The sequence below is a fragment of the Flexithrix dorotheae DSM 6795 genome, from assembly GCF_000379765.1.
Lineage (GTDB): Bacteria > Bacteroidota > Bacteroidia > Cytophagales > Flammeovirgaceae > Flexithrix > Flexithrix dorotheae.
Window position 1 is genome coordinate 1 of sequence record NZ_KB903498.1, and the last position, 19,703, is coordinate 19,703.

Consider the following 19,703-nt stretch of genomic DNA (forward strand, 5'->3'; position numbering starts at 1 on the left):
GGAATCATTAATTTTAGCACCCTCGTCTGAAATGGAGAACTGCACATCATCCCCTTTGAGGGTAGTTGCTACCAACCCATCACTTAGGCTTGAAGNGTAGGTTTTTCCCCCCAGTACATGGTAAAGTAAAATATCAGNGACTTGTTCTTTGGTCAGATCATCCAGACTGGAAACACCTTCCGTAGCTTCAAGAAGTGCCACAAAAGCATCATTAGTTGGGGCGAACACGGTTAAGTCATCATCACCGGAAAGGGCATCTACCAAATCGGCTTTCACCACAGCTTCTACCAAAATGCTGAAGTCAGGATTTCCAGAAGCAATTTCTACAATGTTCATTGGTGGAATTAACACCATATCGATCACGTGAATCACACCGTTTGAGGCAATGATATCCGGAGTAATTACATTACTTTCGTTTACCATCACTCCGGTATCAGTAACTCCAATTTTGACATCATTCCCATTAACGGTGGTAGCGATTTGTCCGTCTGTTAAATCTGTAGAAAGCACTGTGCCTCCCACTACGTGATACAATAAAATTGGTGTTAAAGCTTCTTTGGAAAGGTCTTCAATCCCATTTACACCAAGGCTGGCAAAAAGAGAATCGAAAGCTGCATTATTTGGGGCGAATACAGTAAACGGACCATCACCAGATAAGGTTTCCACCAGCTCTGCTTTCACTACAGCTTCAACTAATGTACTAAAATCATCATTTTCGCTGGCTATTTCAACGATGGTTTTGTCCTGTGCAAGGGATGTCTGGGCAAAAAGGAGCGGAATTGTGAGTGCAAATAAAATTTGCCTCAAAGTTTCAGATAGAGTTTTCTTCATGATAATAAGCGTTAATTTGATCAATGATATTAAACTATCTATCGAACTCCCTTTAAAATAAATTGATGAGACTTTACATAGTGAACTGTTTGAATAAAGGTGTGAATCGTAGGAAAAAAGGAATGGATTGCATCTATCCAGTTGAATTATATGGTTTTTAGTTTCCTTATTTCAATTCTGGCACCACCAGGGAGTAGGAATTTTCTCCCTTTTTAAAAACTGGTAATTAAATAACCACAATTCCCGATTTAGCACATAACCTAAAAAACTTATTTCAAGCCTAAAAAAACTTGTTTCAAGGTATTCTGACTTGATTGAAGCCAACAGAGTAATTAATTTGGAGTCAGACAAAATAATTGATTTGGGTTTTCAATATTTAGTCAACGATTTGTAAAAATTTATCTATTTTTAAAGAGCTTAAGTTTTACTTAAGCTTTCTTTTTTTGAGCATTTCTGATCTTTTGGTTGTATATTCAACTTTAAACAGGCTTTTGGAGCACATGTGAAATTTATAGCTTTCCCTGAAAAGTTAAATTCCAGGCATGCTCAAGGCATATTTTTAAACATCAAATAATGAATTATTCCTAATTCTTATTTTTAAACTAAACATAATGGAATTATCTAGACGATCATTTATTAAGAAAACTGCTGTGGCTGGCTCAGTGGCTGTGGCAGCTCCTACAATTATTCCTTCAAAAGTTTTTGGCGCCAATGACCGGATAAATGCTGCGGTTTTAGGTGTAAATGGAAGGGGAAAAAGTCATATCAAAAGCCTAATGGCTCAGGATAATGTAAACCTGGCTATCTTGTGTGACCCTGATATGAACCTTTTGAAGGAACGCCAAAAGAGCTTTAAAGAAACTTACAATAAGGATGTAGCCCTTGAACAGGATTTAAGAAGGGTTATGGACAACAAAGATATTGATGTAGTCAGTATTGCTTCTCCAAACCACTGGCATGCACTTTCAGTAATTTGGGCCTGCCAGGCAGGAAAGGATGTTTATGTGGAGAAACCCGGATCTCATAATATTTGGGAAGGAAGAAAAATGGTAGAAGCGGCCCAAAAATATGACAGGATTGTGCAACATGGTGTACAATTGAGAAGTTCTCCGGCAGTTCGGGAAGCTATTGGCTTGATAAGAGATGGCTATATTGGAAATGTATATATGGCTCGTGGGCTGGTTTTCAGATGGAGAGGAGATATTGGTGACCAGGGATTTTCACCAGTACCAGATGGTATTGATTATGATTTATGGACAGGACCAGCTCCCAAACGTCCATTTACCAAAAACCTGGTGCATTACAACTGGCACTGGCACTGGGATTATGGGAATGGTGATGTTGGAAACCAGGGTATACATGAAACTGATTTGTGTATGTGGGGACTGGATGTAGGGCTTCCTTCTAAAATTACTTCTATGGGAGGAAAATTTCTTTGGGATGACTGTAAAGAAGTGCCAGAAGTATTGACTTCAGTGTATAAATACCCTGATGAAGGGAAAATCATTCAATTTGAAGTTCGTCCGTGGTGTACCAATACAGAGGATGATGTGACAGTAGGAAATATTTTCTATGGAGATAAGGGAATTTTAGTGGTAGATGGATATGATAAATATAAAACGTATTTAGGCAAAGACAGAACACCAGGAAAATCCGGATCGGATGGGGGAGAGTCAGGAACTGGTATGGACAGAGGAGCAGGAGGAACTGATGGTCACTTTGCCAATTTTATTGAGGCAGTAAGAAAGCATGATAAAACCATATTGAATGGGCCGGTGGAAACAGCTCATTTATCCTCTGGTTTGGCTCACCTTGGCAATATTGCCTACAGGCTTGACAGGGTGTTGACTTTTAATCCAAAATCCGAAACTTTCGTGAACGATCCTGAGGCTGATGCGATGTTAACCAGAAATTATCGCGAGGGATATGAAGTGCCTGAAATAGTTTAAATATAGCATTACCGCTCAGCACTAAAACACTGATTAGATTTAACAATCTGGTCAGTGTTTTTTTATTTATAAATAACCAATCTCAAAAATTCTGGCTTCACATCTTATAATTCCCTATCTTGACAAGAAAATTTTCTCCAATCTAGTTTATGTCTAGTTGGTTTTTTAGGTTATCCTTTCCGCTAAATACTATAATTGTGCTATGACTATCAATTACGAGGTTGAGAGGTAATTCCCTGTGTTCAGTTTTTCGGCAATTACTTCTGTCCCATTTCATCCAGGATTCAGTCAGTGAAAACTGGACATTAACTAAAACATAATATCAATTATTAGTATGAGAAAGATGAAAAAGAATTTAATTTATTGGTTAATTATTTTAGTGGCAGCCGGGTGTAATGCTCCTACACCAAACAAAGGACAAACCAATGAATCGGTGGAAAGTACTTCGGTAGATATTTCGGATGAAAAGCTGGATAAACTGGGCATTACCAACAGGGAATACCTGAGTGCGGCTTCAAAAAGGGCACTGGCCTGGCCGGATATTGGAAATGAATGGTTTATAGAATTTGGGGCTGTACAGCCGCTTAAGGGAGACTTGAAATATGAAGAAGGAGTGGTCAGGAGAGATCCCAGTGCCATGATAAAGGTAAATGGAAAATATTATGTCTGGTACAGCAAAAGTACCGGGCCAACTCAGGGTTTTGGAGGTGATATAGAAACTGAAAAAGTTTTCCCATGGGATAGATGTGATATCTGGTATGCTACTTCTGAAGACGGCTGGACATGGAAAGAAGAAGGAATGGCGGTTCCCCGTGGTGAAAAAGGTGCTTATGATGACAGGTCAGTTTTCACGGTAGAAATCATGGAGCATGAAGGGACTTACTATTTGTGTTACCAAACCGTAAAATCTCCATATAATGTAAGGGTAAAAAATCAGGTTGGGCTGGCCTGGTCCGATTCTCCCGATGGCCCGTGGACTAAAAGTGAGGAGCCTATTCTGAGCCCTGCGGATAATGGAATCTGGAAAGGAGAAGAACAAAACAGGTTTTTAGTCGAAAAGAAAGGGGACTTTGACAGTCATAAAGTTCACGATCCATGTATTATACCTTATAAGGGGAAATTTTACCTTTACTATAAAGGGGAGCAAATGGGCGAAGAAATTACTTTCGGTGGAAGGCAAATCAGACATGGTGTGGCTATTGCCGACAACCCTAAAGGTCCTTACGTGAAATCTCCTTACAATCCTATAAGCAACAGTGGCCATGAAATCTGTGTTTGGCCTTACAATGGAGGGATTGCCTCTTTAATAACCACAGACGGACCGGAGAAAAACACCATTCAATGGGCTCCGGATGGAATCAATTTTGAAATCATGGCGTCTATTAAAGATGCTCCACATGCCATTGGACTGAACAGGGCCAGTGATAATGAAAAAGAACCTACTGAAATCTTAAGATGGGGGCTTACACACATCTATAATAATGGAGATTACCAGAGTATAATGAGGTTTTCCTCCAGGAGAAAAACCGTTCATTTAGCCAAAGGGGTGAAGGTGAAATAAAAGTTTTTGTGGGGATTATTTAATTGGCAATGTATGTAACTGGATTATTCCAGTTCCTGCATTGCCAGTTCTTTTGAAATGGTAAAGTAAAAGGTACTCCCTTTTCCCGTATGGCTTTCCGCCCAAATTTTCCCGCCATGTAGCTCAACAATTTTTTTGCAATAGGCCAGGCCAACCCCTATACCTTCACCTGCAAATTGTTTCCGCGTATTTAATTGTTGGTAAATCAGAAAAATTCGATTTAAATGTTTTTCTGAAATGCCTATACCGTTATCCCTGATCTGAAATTCCCAAAAGTCTTGATTTTGTCTGGTGCTCAGTTCAATTTGTGGAGGTAGATCCGGGTTTCTGAATTTTAGGGCATTAGTGATTAAATGAAGAAATAGTTGCTTAAGTGCGTCATACTGCCCCATCAACTGTGGAAGTTCGTTTGCCTTTATCCTGGCCTTTGTATAGCTGATTTGGGTAGAAAGTTCATCTCTGATTTCGCTTAGGATGGAATTACAATCTACAGTTTTTATTTCCATTCCCGATCCAATTCTACTATATTCCATCAATCCTCTAATCAGAGTACTCATGCGACTGGAAGCTTTATGAATATACAGAAGACTTTTTTGGGTCAATTCATCCAAATGTTGGTTGTTTTTCTTTTGTAGTAATTGAGAAAAATTAGTAATGGTAAGCAGTGGCTCCTGTAGATCGTGTGAGGCAATAAAGGCAAATTGTTCCAGTTCGCTGTTTTTTTGTTCCAGCCTTTTTACGTACTGAGAAGAAAGCATCTCTTCTGCCTTTTTCCGTTCAGTGATATCCTGCCTGATGGCTATAAATTGCTGAATTTCTTCCTTTTCATCCTTCAAAGGAATAATGGCAGTATCCACCCAGTAATAGGAACCTGTCTTGGTTTTGTTTTTTATTTCCCCAACCCAGATTTCCCCCGATTTTATGGTCTGCCACATGGCTTTAAAGAATTCTCTGGAATGAAAACCTGAATTAATAATGGCATGAGTTTTTCCAATGAGCTCCTCCCGTGAATATTTTGAAACTTCACAAAAGTGGTCATTTACTTCCTCAATGACGCCATTTTTATCGGTGATGGCAGTAATTGCGATTTGATCTAACCCATACTTATACTGGAGGAGTTCTTTATTTTTTGCCAACAGGGATTGCTCCAATTCTAGTTTTTTGATTTCAGCTATATTCAATTTTTGGGCTATTATTGAAATATAAATAACACTTAATAAAATAAAAGAAATAGTAAATAAGAGGACTCCGAAATCTGTGGCTACCAGTTTGCGATTGATGGCTAAAAGCAAAAGAAAACCAAGAGCCAGAGAAAGAATGAGGATAAAAGGCAATAATCGTCTCATCATTTTGCTTCCCGGAGATTTCCCCCAAAGCAGTCTGGTGATTTCTGAGTCTGGGCCTTTCTTTAAGGTGAGATAAGTAAGTATTAAAAATAAAAAAGCCGTATGAATAGCCATTGTTTGAAAGAATGGGCTCTTATTTTCTGAAGGAATAAGGAGGATATAGGTAATCGCGGATATAAATGCAATGACTACAATCGCTAAAAAAGATATCGGAAACAGGCTTCTGATCATTTGCTTATCGGAAAAGCTACCCCACAAGCCAATACTGAATAAAGCAAAACAAAAAGCTGTCGCCATGGACATTCTCCCGTGATTAATGCTAGAATAATTATCGGTGACAAACATGTTATCGATATTTTTATCCAGTACATTAAAATACTCGGAGAAGGTGAGCAGGGAAATTAATAATATAATGCCTGCAAAAACCAGGTTGAGTGCCTTAAAAAAGGATTGATTTTTCCCAAGTAAAACCACGCATAATCCCGATAAAAAGAAGAGAAGTGCAGTATTAAATTTCATGGTAGCACTATTGGGAATAATACTCAGGACGGCCTTAAATTGAAATAACCATCCACCCATTACCAATATACTGACCAGTAAAACAATACCCGTTAATATTTCACTTCCCTTAATTGCTAAAAATTTTTTCATTCATTAGCCTTTTACAATTTGTCAGGGAAATAAGTATGGATAATTTCCTTAAGAATTTCCTCAGTTAATGGTTTCTTTTTATAGCCGTGAATCAAATCATATTTTTTGGCTTTTATTTCATCATCAGGGTTTAGAGAAGTGGTGAGCATCATTACAACCACACTTACTTTTTGCTTTTCTTCCAAATGCTGATATGCCTCTAAAAATTCCCATCCGTTCATCCCAGGCATATTGATATCCAGAAAAATCAGGTCTGGTTTGTCCTTGTGGCTAGATTTTAAATATTCCAATGCTTCATTTCCATCCTGCACAGATACTATTTTTTCGGTACAATCAAAATCGGAAATCACCATCTCATGGAGGAAATTAGTAGGTTCGTCATCATCCACTAATAAAATACAGTTTAGTTTTTTTTTCATCGTCCTCAGTTTTAAGTTGTGTTCATTTACAGTCGTTTTTTTTTTCTTGAATTAAGGTTTTTTTTAAAGGTTTAAGGTGAAGAAAAATGAGCTTCCTTCATTCGGAGTAGATTCCAGCCAGATTTTCCCCTTGTGGTGGTTTACAATTTTCCTGCAATGGGCTAACCCGATACCCGATCCTTCATACTTATTTCGGTGGTTTAATCGCTGAAAAATATCAAAAACTTTATCCAGATTTTCCTTTTGAATCCCAATACCATTGTCTTTTATACAAAACTTGTAATGCCCGTTACCATCCATTTTACCTGCGTTTATGGAAATTAAAGGGGCTACATCGGGTTTTTTAAATTTTAAGGCATTGCTGATCAGATTTTGAAAAAGCATTCTTAGCTCGGTTTCATATCCCTCCACTACTGGCAACTTTTCTATTTGAATTTTTGCACCCGATTCCTTAATTCTAATTTCCAGGTCATCGAGTATATTGTTACAGATAATGTTACAATCCACTTTTTTGGTTATGTTTTCCTGGCCTGCTCGGGAATAATCAAGTAAAATTTTGATCAGGTTTTTCATCCTGTCAGCTGCCGCAATTATGAAATTCAGACTTCGTTTTCCTTTTTCATCTAACTGATCCTTGTAATTCTTACCAAGTATGGCAGCAAAACTGCTGATCGTTCTGAGGGGCTCCTGTAGATCGTGAGAAGTGATATAAGCAAATTGTTCCAGTTCTTTATTCTTTTCCTCCAGGGCTTTGTTCTTTAAGATTAATTCTTCCTGCGTTTTTCGGAGTTTGGATACATTTTCTGTCAGCAGAATAACAGTTTTTTTATCAACTGGGATGACTTTAAGGTTAAACACCTGGGTGGCGATTTTGTCATCTCCATAGGTCACATCTCCAATAATTATGATTTCCTGCTTGTCTATGGCTTCCAGATATTTGTCGGGTAAGCCATGTTTATAGGCATCCGGAAAAGATTCTCGAAGTGTCTTTCCTACAAAAGGTTTAAAATCTATACCTACAATTTTTGAATTGGCATCATTGATAAACAGGTTCCGGAATTCTTTGGTTTCCCTCGATTCCAAACCAAGTACATATATTCCAACATTCAGGCTGTTAAGCACTGAATATGGGTTAAGGCTGGATTCCATTTTCATATACAGTCAGGTAAATAGGTGATTTCAGGAGAGCTTTGTTTTAATACCAGGAAAATTGAATAATCAGAAGAAAAACAGCTTAAATTTTAAAGAGTGGAAAAATTCTTTTTTCTAACTCACAAATATCAAAACAAACGCTAAGATAAAATTCAAGTTTTTAACCAAAAACCCTTTCCCTGTGCAATCCTGAGGGAATTTAAACTAATAAATTCTATTATAGTTTGCAATTTTTTTTTAATATTTCGTTCCTGAAAATAAGTCTATAGAGGATTTATTTTTTGTATTCAAATTTCTAATGAGACTTGGATTGAAAACAATCTAAAATTACCAGCAAACCACCGCACTTTTTTTTGAAGTGCAAAAATTATTTCAACCTGCCTGTTTTCAGCTAATCCTTAAGTGCTTAGCCTGAAGCCTTACTTTAATTTTAAAGAAGGTTATTTTTAAGACTGTATTAAACGCTATTTTAAGATGATTTTTCAATCGAAAACAATTATGTTATTCATGTGTATAAGCCTTACATATGTAATCATATTGTGTTTGTTCTACATGTTTTTCACCGGTAAAAAAAATTGGGTATTTTCCACCTTTGTATTATCCAAAATATTCTACTCTCTGGGTTTACTTGCACTGGCTTTTCGTTTTACTATTCCTGAATTCATTTCCCAAAATATTGGGGGAATTCTTTTGTTTTTGGGAATTTCTCTGGAGGTCTTTTGTTTTATTTCCTCCGACAACCAATTTCGAAAAAGGGAATTGAAGGCACTTGCCATCCCTTTTGCCATTTTCTTTATGTTTAATTTAATTCCGCAACAAACCCCTGATTATGTGAAGGGCATTTTTTCGGCTGTGTTGGGTACCTATACTTTAGGATTTGGAGGTATCGTCCTGTTGTTAGCCAAAAACAATTCTAAATTCAGGGCAGTATTTGGTTTTATTTTCTTGCTCTTTGCTTTGGGATGGGCCATTCATGGTATTCACCTTTTTTACCTTCAGGAAGAATTCAGGTTTATGGTAAATGAGTATTTTACCCTGAACATCATTTTTGTGCTTGGGGAAATGGATATTATAGTAGGAAGTTTTGGCTTTTTACTTATCCTCAAAGAAGTGGATGAATTGAAAATTGCAAAGGATAAATTGGAATTAAAAAAGTTAATTCACCAGAAAAATAAATTCTTTTCCATCATTGCGCACGATCTGAGAGGACCTATTGGCACCCTCACCCAATTGGGACAAAATTTACTTAAAAAACACGAAAAAATTTCTCCTAAATTCAGGGAAGAAATAATCAGTTCTATTTACCTGTCTGCTCAAAAAACTTTTACCCTACTGGACAACTTGTTGCAATGGGCCAGGTCTGAATCCGGAACCATTGAAATAAAACCCGTTTTATTTCAGCTAAGGGATTTGATTGAACAAAGTGTGGACTTATTCAAAGATAAAATTGAGGAGAAAAATCTGGAAGTTAAAATTGATATGGAGTATAACCTGAAATGTTTTGCAGATTATAAAATGATGAGTGTGGTATTCAATAACCTGATTTCTAACGCGATTAAATATACGCCTGATGGTGGGTTTATTGGGATTTCAGGTGTAGATCAGGACAGCCAAATTCAAATAGCTATTAAAGATTCGGGTATCGGAATTGATACCAAGGTCCAACAAACCATTTTTGAGATTGATTCAGATTATCTGATGAAAGGGACTAATAATGAAGGTGGATCAGGCCTAGGACTTAAGCTTTGCAAAGGATTTGTAACCAAGAATTCCGGGAAAATTTCCCTTGAAAGCGAACTGAATAATGGAAGTATTTTTTATGTTTCTTTACCCAAAAAACAGGAGAAAAAGACTTTAATAGATGCCTGAAAAGATATTTTTTGATAGATAAAAAAAAGGCTGTCCGCCTCGGACAGCCTTTTCTTAAGCATAAATATTACTGCATTTCCTCAAAAACAGGTTTTATGACAATATCAATCCTTCTGTTTTGGGCTCTGCCTTTGTTGGTTTCATTACTGGCAAGTGGTTTGGTTTCCCCATATCCTTTCGAATGGATGTTTTCTTTCGTTAATCCGGAGTTGTTCACCATATATTCCATCACAGCTTTAGCTCTCCTTTCAGATAAAGTCTGATTTAAGGCATCTCCACCCTTGGAATCGGTATGGCCTTCAATTACGATTTTTACATTGTTAAATTCATCAATTGCTGAAATGGCTTTGTTGAGCAGGGCATAACTTTCCTCGGGAATATAAGATTTTCCTACTTCAAAATTAACCCCTGATAATCGCATTATGATGTCATCTCCTTGTCTGAATACTTTAGCTTCAGTGTTGTCAAAAATTTGCTCTACTTTTTTGTAGGAAGCATCTATCATTTCTCTTCTTTCCATTCTGTTCTTAAGCAGATCCTGCTTTTCCTGAATGACAGCTACTTCACTTTTTAGGTTCTGGACTTTCTCTTCCTCGATAGCTTCTTTTTGCTTCAGCTTCAATTCATAGAACATTTTCTGCTCGGTAATGAACTGTTCAAGGTCAAAAATTTCCTGCTGGCTGGCATATAAATCATAGCTTAAGTTGCCTATTTTTTCCTGGTTTTCGGCAATTTTATTAAGGATATCACTCACAATTACATCATACCCACTATCCAGACTAATATCAGTACCCAGTACATAGCTAATTTTCATCAGGGGTTCTTCCGACATGAGCAGCACATTCTCCATAGTGTAATCCTTATCCTCAAACTCTTTTATATTTTTTGCAAGATAAATGGCATGCCTGGCTTCGAATTCCGATTGTTTGGCCAGTTGCCTGGCATAATCGGTATCTTCTCTATTCGCTTCAATTTCTTTTTCAGCATTTTTATATAATTGTTTAGCCCGGTTGAAAGTAATTGGAGCGTATTTATCAGCTTTCATATCATCAGCTTTTTCAATTAAAGCAGATGCATTATTCAAAAATGTAGTTTTTATAGCAGCCAGCTCGGCTTCACGATAAAGTGCTACTGCTCTCTCTCCTTCTTTTTTGGCAGATTCAAGGTCACCGTTTTCCAGTTCTTCCGCAGCATTTTTAAAACATTCTTCAGCTTCCTCCCATTTTTCCGAAACAGCGCTTGGGGCCATTGTTTCCATAGCATCATTTCTGGCAGCCATAACATTGGAAAATGTGGGTTCTGCAATGTCTACATGATCGATAGCTCTTTTAAAATGCTGTGTGGCTTTTTGGAGTTCTTCCTTTATTTCTTTTAAATCATCTTCATCCTGAAAGTCTTCCTCAGCTTCTTTGTAATGTTCTACTCCTTTTGCATAAGCCTCAGGAGCAAGTAGGTGAGCATCCGCTTTTATTGCTTTATCATAAATTTTATCGGTCAAGTGGAATAATTCCGTTTTTAAATTATCTTTCTTTTGTGCATTTGCTGAAAAAGAAAAGCATATGATAGACAGAAAAGAAAGTATAATTCCTGTTCTGATTTTAAATTTTTTAGGTTGAATTTTGTGTTGTTTTCGCATGATTATAAATATTTAGTCAAAAAAGAATTTCTATTTCAGTACCATTTGGAGTCTGGCATAGAAAAGTTTAAATAGAATTTGGGCTTGGATTTGAAAGGGTATAAAATGCGTAAACTACGCCTGGAAGCCATCCAATAAGCGTAAGTAAAAGGCATAGCCAAAATGCTCCCCCTAATCCCTTATGTAAGGCTACAGGTAGAGGGGGTAATAATATTGTCAGAATAATACTTAGGATTGACATGGTTCTAAAATTTTAGTTTAATGGTTAGTTTTTATACATGGTAAAAAAATGAAGCCATATTCCTAAATGTGGCTTATTTGCTCATTAAGGACGATATTTTGGAAAAAATTTCCCAGCATGTTGTTTCATCACCACAGTATTTGTATATAAAATTTCACACCCTTTTCTGATGAATTTCACTATAAATTAAGAGGCTTTTGCTAACCGCTTCAATATATTTCGCGGGAAATCCATTTTCCTGTTCAGTTTAAATTTTCTTAACTGATCCATTGTGGTGTGGTATCCAATATCGAATACTTCCCTGGCCTTAGCATTATTTAGAAAGCTGTAATCCACCAATTCTCCTGGTTCAATAAGCACATCGCATAATCTTTTCCCTTCTACATTGGACCTGGATACAATCTGAAAAGTTCGGGAAACAATATCCATGATATTATCTACTTTATCAGTTTCATTAACTGGGTTTACATTTACTCCGATCAGATTCTGGCAGTTATTTAACAAGGGAGTGACTGGCATATTATCTACAATTCCTCCGTCAATAAAGCTTTGGCCATCAATAGTAACCGGATTGTAAAGAATGGGAATACTTGCCGAAGCCACCAATGGTTCTAAAAGTTCCCCACTTTTAAAATAATGGATTTGGCCTGTATTTAGATTGGTTGCTCCTATAAAAAGGGGAATTTGAAGAGATTCGAAAGTGGACAGGCAATGGTTTTTCAGGTCTTTCCTCAAACCTGTCATTTCCATGAATCCTTTGAAACCAAAGCTTAAATTTGAGCAATTATAAAATTCCTTTTTGCAAAGCAGGTCATAAATTTCCTCAGGTGATACACCACTGGAATATAGTGCGCCTACCAATGCCCCTGCGCTTACTCCTGAAATTACATCTGGTTTTATTCCGAGTTCTTCTAATGCTTTAAGTGCTCCAATATGGGCAATTCCCCGAGTTCCTCCACCACTTAAAACCAGGCCTGTATTATACTTTTCCATTTTTTTATTGAAATAACTGATTGATTATTTTCTTGATTTTACCAATTGTTGTGATTCAATTTCTGTACAAAACCAGCAATGATCCTCTGGGAACAAATAGGGACTGATTTTGGTGAAAAATGGGTGTGGTTTTGGGGAAAATGATCAACATAAAATGTAGGGAACTTTCCTCTGGTGGTTTATTAGAAGGCACTGGAGGACAATAAAAACAGGTATTGAAAATAAAAAAAGGAAGATAGAACTAATTGAAATTAAATCTATCTTCCTCTGATGAGGGAAATTAAGCACCCGTGCTCCACACCGGGAACTATTATTTCCGAGAAACAATAATCTCTATATCAGACTTTTATGGCAAAATAATACACGATTAATTCTGAATTCTACTTAAGATCAAAAAAAGGGAAAGTTCGTTAATCTCTAGAAATTGGCTATATTATCCTTGCTAAAGAGTTGATCCAGATCTTCTTCTACGTTTTTGAGCGTGTTATTGATATCTTTTCGGAGTTCTTCCCAGTTTTCATCGGTTCGGTTCTGAAACCTTTTAAGATCATATTCTATTTTTTCCTTTTTTCTTTCCAGTTCGGCAATTCGCTCTTTAGTTTCTCTTGAAATTTCTTCTCCTTCCTTTTCCAGGTTGTTATTAAGTTTTTCAATTTCTTGCTCAATGATATTAATTCTCAATTCTGCGGCATCTTCCAAATCCTCCAATTCCTGTTCCACATAATTACCTGTAGCTTTTGGAATATCCCCTAATTCCTTCCCAATATCCTCACTGGTGTATTGGTCATTTACATCATCTATATCAATAAAGACTTCATAAAAAATAAATCCACCAATCAGTATCAATATCACCAACATAAAAGTTTTAAAAAATCCGTTTTTTTTCTTTTTGTGCTTCCTTTTCATGGCTTAGGTTTTTTGGTTTGATAACTATTGGTCAGAAGATTATGCCAGTCTATAAAATAGGTCCTGATTACGTATTATAGCCCTTTTACATTAATTCCATTGGGGAATTTTTCTACATCCTGAAGTGTAAATTGTGAAAAAAATTCCTCCAACAAGGCTGTCCTTCCTCAAAATTATAATGAATTTGAAATCAACAGGTAAAAACCATTTGGGCAAAACCTGCGGGCATATCTTCACTAATGTTTTCAGGAATCTGAATCCGTCAGGGGTACATCAGGGAATTGATTGAGGAAGTTGGAAAAGAGGAGTAATCTTATCGTTTTTTGGAAAGGGAAGGATGTTTTATATTTTTACATAACAGTGCAGAACAGTTTAATTTCATCAATCCGAAAAAATTTGAATTATGGCCTCTAAAATGCAGATTGCCTCCTTATCCTTTGTAGAAAAAAATCATCCGAATGCACAAAAGGTTGCAGTACTTAATGATCCATTTAATATTTCCATGAATTATGCTGAAATCCCTGAACCAGGTGAAGAAGAAATTCGGATTAAGATAAAATATGTAGGTATCTGTGGATCGGATATCGAAACTTACAGAGGCATAAGAAAACCGGAATTTATGACATTTCCTGCCAGACTTGGCCATGAAGTATCTGGCATAATCGATAAAGTTGGCAAAAATGTACACACTTTAAAAAAGGGCATGAAAGTGTCGTGCCGGTATGTATGGGGTGCTTTTGCCGAATATATCGTTTGCTCGCCATTTAATGTGAAAGTAGTGCCCAATGACTTTCCTGATGAAGAAATCAGTTCATTGGAAGTACTTCCGGGAATTTTACATGCAGCCGAATTGTCTGAAGTTCAGGCGAATACTTCTGTGCTAATTACTGGGCAGGGTGTAAGCGGTTTGGTGATGACTCAGGTTATGGCTCTGTTTAGCCCAAAGCATTTGGTGGTTACGGATTTGCATGAAAAAAACCTGGAACTAGCGAAAAAATATGGTGCTACCCATACTTATCTGATACCCACGGAAGAAACTCCCACCATGGAGGTAGTAGGGAAAGATTTTCCCGATGGTTTCGATGTGGTAATTCCCTGTTTGCTGGAGGGCAATGGGATGATCGATGCCCTAAATGCGGTCGCTTTTGGAGGAAAAATTGTGATGTATGGCTGTATTGGTCCTTGTACCGGGGAATTTGATTTCTTTAAAATGCATAAAAAAAGAGTAGATATATTCTCTACAGAGCCCAAAAGAGATATTGATATGCGCAGGTTTTGGCAGGAAGGCCTGCAGCTGGTACAGGACGGATTGGTGAATACGGTGGAAATGGTGACGCATAGATACGACCTGGAAGAAGTGGCAGAGGCTTTCAAATTGAGGGATGATAAAAACAGAGAAAGCGCCATCCATGTGTTGATTGATTGTAGCAAGTAAAAATGATATTGGAGTCCCATTTCCAAGTTGGCGGATAGAATTAAGCACCTGTGCTATTATTTCCGAGGAATAATAATCTCTATATCAGTCTTTTATGGCAAAATAATCCACGATTAATTTTGAATTACTACTTAAGATCCGCATTTGTAATGTAATCATACAAGTTAATTTACATTACAAATGCGGAATTGATTTTCAGGCAAAATTCAACGACTTATTCCCAATCATCGGTTCTGAAGGAAGAAGCTGGAAGTCCATCTGTATTGTATAAATCCCCAACCACAAAATCATCGAAAGCATAGCGAACGGCTACCGGTTTTCCTACCGGGGAAATCAGGGTAATTCCTTCTCTGGTAATAATCGCCTTGGCCGGATAGAATCTTTTATTCTCTCCTGCTACTTTGAAATGACTCAGTTCTTTTCCATATGAAGTCAGTCCGTATTTGGCATGATCAAAAGTCAATTTAATGATATTGCCTTCAATGTTCATGTCCTTCAAAACAGGTCCTGAAAATTCTATTCCCTTTTGTTCATAGGTCTTAGCTAAAGCTAAAAAGGCAAGCCTTTCTCCAGCTGCTTTTTTATTAGCAGGATGAATACAGTCTTTTTCCCCGGCATCCATCACGCAGGCCATTCCTATATTGGGGATAGCTGTGGAAGCTTTCAATTGGGCTTCTCTAAGATAGGCAGAATTCTGTCCATTCATGCCGTAATCGTAAGGAGCAATTTGCACATAATAAAATGGAAATTCCCCAATGCCCCATTCTTTTCTCCAGTTTTCCACTAACCCGGGCATTAGTTTTTCATATCTGCCTGGTTCGTTTCTATTGGCTTCTCCCTGATACCACAAGGCCCCCCTTATGCCATAGCCCACCATGGGGTTGATCATGGCATTGAATAAAACGGTAGGTGTTTGTTGGGAAAATTCTTCTAAATCTTTTTCGGGTAAATCCACCCAGTCGAATTTTTCAAAACCATTTTCACTGATCCAGGGTTCAATTCTGGTCCCCCCCCAGCTCGAACAGATTAAACCTACCGGAACGTCTAGCGCATCCTGAATCATTCTACCGAAAAAATAGGCTGTTGCACTAAATTGAGCCACATTTTCCGGATTGCATTCCTTCCATTCTCCTTTAAAATTGGGCTGTTCTTCCAGCGTTTTTTCCCTTTCTACCGTCATTAGCCGAATGGATGCATTTGATGAGGTGGCAATCGCTTCATTTGCTCCAAGAATTGGCTGATTGAAATAGCCTTTCATAATCATTTGCATATTGGATTGCCCGGAACAAACCCAGACTTCTCCTATCAGCACATCATTTAATTTTAATTCAGTACCATCAGAAATGGTAATGTCATAAGGTCCTCCAGCTTCCGGGGTACTTACTTTGAGTTTCCACTTCCCGTTTTTATCCGAGGAAGTAGTATAACTTTTACCATCCCAGGAAGTGGTGATTTTTACTTCTTTTTTGGGGGAGGCCTTTCCCCAAATGGCAACTTCGGTTTGTTGTTGCAAAACCATGTGATCTCCAAAAATGACCGGAAGTTCGATTTGAGCCCGGGAGATGCCGGATATAAATAATAAGATAAGTAGAATGCTTGTTTGTTTGAATCTTTTCATTTCAGTTTTTTATTTAGGGTATTTGAACCCAAAATGTTAGTGATTTCCTGATTCTAAATCAAACAACTTTCTATAATAATTGAAATAATATGGATGAAAAAGTCCTGAGTGTTTCCAAAATAGAATGGGCTCTTTTCGCATTAGCCTTTTTTGATGAATTTTTTGATTTGAAGTTTCCGGGAAAACCCGTATCTTGTAAAAAGAAGGAATTTAAGGTCTTCTTTAGAAGATACCTTCTGAAATGACTAACACAACCAGTGATTATTTTATTAGATGGAGCTTAATCAGGTTTTTTAACCTATTGAATAACTATTATCCTAAAGTAATTTTTAATCCATTCTAACCAAATGTAATCATGAAAAAAATTCAAAATGAACTAGTCTGCATTTTTTCAATCCTGGCATTTTTTGTATTTGGGTCCATCCTTTTCTCAAGTTGCAATTCTGCTAAGGAATCCTCCACAAAGGAAATGGAGGAACCTGCCGAAGAAATTGTAGATGTAGTGGTGGAAGAAGATATCTGGATCATTGAAGAACATCATTATGACCAGATTCCACTTTCCGCAGAAGCAAAAATGGAAACTCCTGCTATGGAAGAATCCGCCTCTGATGAAACTGTTGTAGAAGAAGCCGGTGTAGAATCTCCACTTGGCAATACAGAAGCTGAAGAACAAATGACTTCAGGCATCGAAATGGAAACCATGAAGGCTTTGGAAGCCAATCTTATGGAAAAAGATTTTGAAATGCTGGAAACTGTGGAGGTCACAGAAATGGCTATTCCTTTAGAAGAAACCCAAACAGTGGTGGCTTACGGGAAAAAAGGGGAAACTCAGGCTACAATACAGGTAATAACCAATCTTCAGACGAATGAAATTGAACAAATTATTTTTGCAGATGACAAACACCAGGATATTTATAATGTGAAAGCCGGGATGAGCGGGAAGGAGGTAAAAAAACTTCGAAAGGAAATAAAACATATGGTCCATAAAGGCCAGGTTTTTTTGTATGATGATCAGTCAAATGTCATGTACCTTATGAGTGCCAGTGATATGGAGGGAAATGAAATCACGGAAGCTGAATTAGAAACTATGGAAGTTCAGTCTATCATTTGGAAAGATAAAAAGCATCACAAAAAAGAAATGGAAGAATAATTTTTCCATTAAAAATTTGAAGCCACAATTGTCAGGAAAAGACAATTGTGGCCAATATAAATAAGTGATTTTTTCAACTTCTTTTTAATAGAACCACCCAGTCTTGCTTTTCATGTGCATCCTCAATTTCCGGAGGATTTCCTATTTGAACAGTTTTTCCTCCTTCAATTGTTTTTAAAGATCCGGTACTTAAATCACCACCTTTTAGCGGATTGAACCAATGCACCTGAAACTCCCCTGAAGTTTCACTGAGGTCGATGGAATAATTTCCCTCTTCAGGTAAATAAATTGCATAGATTTCATCTGTTTTGCGGAAACAAAATGCTCCTTTGGGTTTTACCAGTTCAGGAGCCGGCCACATTTCCCAATAAGGCAGATGAGTATTGAAAAAAGTGACAGCAATATTGGTCAGTTCCCAGAGCCGGTCTCTTCTGCGCCAGTCCTCCGAATTAAGGTCGGTATGTAAATTTCTTGCTCCAAAATACCATTCTACACCAGCCCCACCAGACATCAAAGTTCCCCACAAAACATTTCCTCTTAAAGTCTCATGCTGAGGATCGAGAGAATCGGATTGCGCACCGGTATGCCACATGCCTATTTCGTCCATGGTAATCAGCCATTCATGTCCTGAATTTCGGGCTTTCTCTTTCCATTCCTGAACTACTTCAAATACTTTTTCCCTTTTATCTTGTTGTAAAGAAAGGCCATCTAAATCCTTAAATCCAATGATGGAATCCAGAATTACACTTCGAACCGGATCATGAGAATGAGTGTGTAGTAACACAGGATGCTGGTAAGGATCAGATTCTTTGATAAAACTGGTCATAGCCTTTCGCTGAGCGTCATTTTGCCCAATGGGTGAGAAGGGAGCAGGACCATTTTCCTCTCCTAAATTCCAGACTAAAGCCAGGTGATGGCCGAAACGGGCAATCATTTCCTGTAAATACAATTTTCGAATGGTTCCGGTATCACCATTATCCAGCATGGTTTCGTTTTCAGTTTCCTGTAATACCACATGCATCAAAATACCCTTTTCCTGCATGTGATTAAAAACTATTTCCCATTGGGCCAATTTACTGACATCAAACCGGGTAAAATCATCCGGAGTGTGATAAGGCCAGACATCTTTTCCATCCCCATTGATATTCAGCGTTAAAAAATAAATGGAGTTCATGCCTTTCGAGGCCAAATAATTAATTCCACCGATTAAGGCCTTCCCTTTTCCATTTTGCCAGGTTGGATCTCCATCGTTCCAGTCTTTTAAATGAGGTTTGTATTCATGGATTTCCTTGGGAGCCGCAGCTTCTCCCTTTCTTGCTTCGGCCAGCATGCGGTAAGTGTCGTCAAAATCCTTGAAGGCCAACAGGTTTTCCGGGCTATTGGTACCCCCTTTGAGCCAGTAGTTATTAGAGTCTTTGAATTTGAAAAAACCGTTAGAAGCCTCTATTCTACCGTGTCCTCTAAAATCTTTTCCAGAAATTTCTGAGGAAATAACTTTAAATTTTCCTTCAGCATTTTCCAGTTTTATTGTTTCTTCCTGTTTCAGATTGTCACTCAGGGCTACCTTTTCTCCATGATAAAAGAAAGCTTTATAATTCCAGTTCCCTAGTTGGTCCGGAGTGAATCTCACTTTCCATACTTTTCCTGCTTTTGCGCTGGTTTCAGCAGCATTTCCATCTGCAGCATAAAATCCCCTGACATCGTATTCGGTTCCATCCTGATGTTGGAAAGTTACCTGTAATCTGTAATTCAAAAATGGATTGTCAGGTGCATTTTCAGCAGTTTCAGGTCCATCAAAAGGCAGGGTAATTGTGTGCCATTGCTGATAGGCTTTTACCACTTCTTCCTGTTCAGGAGAACAGCTTACAATTAGAAAAAATATGCCTGAAATGAAAATTAATAATTTCATGGTTAATGTTTTATGG

The 19,703-nt window shown here is 37.6% G+C and carries 15 protein-coding genes; 5 read left to right on the plus strand and 10 right to left on the minus strand.

Annotated features, from left to right (window positions below):
• Window positions 1-831 (minus strand): fasciclin domain-containing protein (locus tag A3EM_RS44705; protein WP_020533059.1); only part of this gene is annotated, 831 nt, incomplete at its 3' end.
• A 611-nt stretch (window positions 832-1,442) separates the two neighbouring features.
• Here A3EM_RS44705 and A3EM_RS0135805 point away from each other — a divergent pair.
• Both A3EM_RS0135805 and A3EM_RS0135810 read left to right on the plus strand, forming a co-directional pair.
• Window positions 1,443-2,780, plus strand: coding sequence for a Gfo/Idh/MocA family protein (locus A3EM_RS0135805; RefSeq protein WP_020533061.1), 1,338 nt, complete (start codon window positions 1,443-1,445; stop codon window positions 2,778-2,780).
• Window positions 2,781-3,123: 343 nt separating this feature from the next.
• Window positions 3,124-4,341 (plus strand): glycoside hydrolase family 117 protein, encoded by a 1,218-nt coding sequence (locus A3EM_RS0135810; RefSeq protein WP_020533062.1) that lies wholly within the window; start codon window positions 3,124-3,126, stop codon window positions 4,339-4,341.
• Window positions 4,342-4,385: 44 nt separating this feature from the next.
• On the opposite strand, the gene A3EM_RS46655 is transcribed toward A3EM_RS0135810, so the two are convergent.
• The 3 genes from A3EM_RS46655 to A3EM_RS44715 form a co-directional block, all read right to left on the minus strand.
• Window positions 4,386-6,359: a sensor histidine kinase gene (locus A3EM_RS46655; protein ID WP_020533063.1), complete on the minus strand. Its 1,974-nt coding sequence runs from the start codon at window positions 6,357-6,359 to the stop codon at window positions 4,386-4,388.
• A gap of 11 nt (window positions 6,360-6,370) precedes the next feature.
• Window positions 6,371-6,778: a response regulator gene (locus A3EM_RS0135820; RefSeq protein WP_020533064.1), complete on the minus strand. Its 408-nt coding sequence runs from the start codon at window positions 6,776-6,778 to the stop codon at window positions 6,371-6,373.
• Window positions 6,779-6,841: 63 nt separating this feature from the next.
• The gene (locus A3EM_RS44715; RefSeq protein WP_169513457.1) at window positions 6,842-7,927 is read right to left on the minus strand and encodes a PAS domain-containing sensor histidine kinase; all 1,086 of its coding nucleotides are present in this window, start codon (window positions 7,925-7,927) and stop codon (window positions 6,842-6,844) included.
• Between the two features lie 510 nt (window positions 7,928-8,437).
• Between A3EM_RS44715 and A3EM_RS46660 the strand changes: the two genes are divergently transcribed.
• On the plus strand, window positions 8,438-9,799 hold the full coding sequence (locus tag A3EM_RS46660) for a sensor histidine kinase (RefSeq protein ID WP_157638249.1): 1,362 nt from the start codon (window positions 8,438-8,440) through the stop codon (window positions 9,797-9,799).
• Between the two features lie 67 nt (window positions 9,800-9,866).
• On the opposite strand, the gene A3EM_RS46665 is transcribed toward A3EM_RS46660, so the two are convergent.
• From A3EM_RS46665 to A3EM_RS0135850, 4 genes are all read right to left on the minus strand, one after another.
• Complete coding sequence (locus tag A3EM_RS46665; RefSeq protein WP_020533067.1) at window positions 9,867-11,435, minus strand: OmpA family protein; 1,569 nt, start codon at window positions 11,433-11,435, stop codon at window positions 9,867-9,869.
• 67 nt (window positions 11,436-11,502) lie between these two features.
• Window positions 11,503-11,676, minus strand: a complete 174-nt coding sequence (locus tag A3EM_RS47270) for a YqaE/Pmp3 family membrane protein (RefSeq protein WP_083925371.1) — start codon at window positions 11,674-11,676, stop codon at window positions 11,503-11,505.
• Between the two features lie 186 nt (window positions 11,677-11,862).
• Entirely contained in the window at window positions 11,863-12,669 is an 807-nt protein-coding gene (locus A3EM_RS44730; protein WP_020533068.1) for a patatin-like phospholipase family protein, read from the minus strand.
• Window positions 12,670-13,086: 417 nt separating this feature from the next.
• A complete protein-coding gene (locus A3EM_RS0135850; protein WP_020533069.1) occupies window positions 13,087-13,575 on the minus strand; it encodes a sll1863 family stress response protein in 489 nt (162 codons plus the stop codon).
• 403 nt (window positions 13,576-13,978) lie between these two features.
• On the opposite strand from A3EM_RS0135850, the gene A3EM_RS0135860 reads away from it, so the two are divergent.
• Window positions 13,979-15,010 (plus strand): zinc-dependent alcohol dehydrogenase, encoded by a 1,032-nt coding sequence (locus tag A3EM_RS0135860; RefSeq protein WP_020533071.1) that lies wholly within the window; start codon window positions 13,979-13,981, stop codon window positions 15,008-15,010.
• Window positions 15,011-15,224: 214 nt separating this feature from the next.
• On the opposite strand, the gene A3EM_RS0135865 is transcribed toward A3EM_RS0135860, so the two are convergent.
• Window positions 15,225-16,628, minus strand: a complete 1,404-nt coding sequence (locus tag A3EM_RS0135865) for a sialate O-acetylesterase (protein WP_020533072.1) — start codon at window positions 16,626-16,628, stop codon at window positions 15,225-15,227.
• 355 nt (window positions 16,629-16,983) lie between these two features.
• Between A3EM_RS0135865 and A3EM_RS0135875 the strand changes: the two genes are divergently transcribed.
• Entirely contained in the window at window positions 16,984-17,778 is a 795-nt protein-coding gene (locus A3EM_RS0135875) for a hypothetical protein (protein WP_020533074.1), read from the plus strand.
• Between the two features lie 73 nt (window positions 17,779-17,851).
• Here A3EM_RS0135875 and A3EM_RS0135880 read toward each other — a convergent pair whose 3' ends face one another.
• A complete protein-coding gene (locus A3EM_RS0135880; RefSeq protein ID WP_020533075.1) occupies window positions 17,852-19,687 on the minus strand; it encodes a DUF5060 domain-containing protein in 1,836 nt (611 codons plus the stop codon).
• Window positions 19,688-19,703: the final 16 nt, after the last annotated feature.

What these genes read in the sequence shown, in the direction of transcription:
- A3EM_RS0135860 (WP_020533071.1), top strand. Translation starts at nt 13,979, where the DNA reads ATGGCCTCTAAAATGCAGATTGCCTCCTTATCCTTTGTAGAAAAAAAT.
- A3EM_RS46665 (WP_020533067.1), bottom strand. Translation starts at nt 11,435, where the DNA reads ATGCGAAAACAACACAAAATTCAACCTAAAAAATTTAAAATCAGAACA.
- A3EM_RS0135880 (WP_020533075.1), bottom strand. Translation starts at nt 19,687, where the DNA reads ATGAAATTATTAATTTTCATTTCAGGCATATTTTTTCTAATTGTAAGC.
- A3EM_RS0135810 (WP_020533062.1), top strand. Translation starts at nt 3,124, where the DNA reads ATGAAAAAGAATTTAATTTATTGGTTAATTATTTTAGTGGCAGCCGGG.
- A3EM_RS0135875 (WP_020533074.1), top strand. Translation starts at nt 16,984, where the DNA reads ATGAAAAAAATTCAAAATGAACTAGTCTGCATTTTTTCAATCCTGGCA.
- A3EM_RS44730 (WP_020533068.1), bottom strand. Translation starts at nt 12,669, where the DNA reads ATGGAAAAGTATAATACAGGCCTGGTTTTAAGTGGTGGAGGAACTCGG.
- A3EM_RS44715 (WP_169513457.1), bottom strand. Translation starts at nt 7,927, where the DNA reads ATGGAATCCAGCCTTAACCCATATTCAGTGCTTAACAGCCTGAATGTT.
- A3EM_RS0135850 (WP_020533069.1), bottom strand. Translation starts at nt 13,575, where the DNA reads ATGAAAAGGAAGCACAAAAAGAAAAAAAACGGATTTTTTAAAACTTTT.
- A3EM_RS0135805 (WP_020533061.1), top strand. Translation starts at nt 1,443, where the DNA reads ATGGAATTATCTAGACGATCATTTATTAAGAAAACTGCTGTGGCTGGC.
- A3EM_RS0135820 (WP_020533064.1), bottom strand. Translation starts at nt 6,778, where the DNA reads ATGAAAAAAAAACTAAACTGTATTTTATTAGTGGATGATGACGAACCT.
- A3EM_RS46655 (WP_020533063.1), bottom strand. Translation starts at nt 6,359, where the DNA reads ATGAAAAAATTTTTAGCAATTAAGGGAAGTGAAATATTAACGGGTATT.
- A3EM_RS46660 (WP_157638249.1), top strand. Translation starts at nt 8,438, where the DNA reads ATGTGTATAAGCCTTACATATGTAATCATATTGTGTTTGTTCTACATG.
- A3EM_RS0135865 (WP_020533072.1), bottom strand. Translation starts at nt 16,628, where the DNA reads ATGAAAAGATTCAAACAAACAAGCATTCTACTTATCTTATTATTTATA.
- A3EM_RS47270 (WP_083925371.1), bottom strand. Translation starts at nt 11,676, where the DNA reads ATGTCAATCCTAAGTATTATTCTGACAATATTATTACCCCCTCTACCT.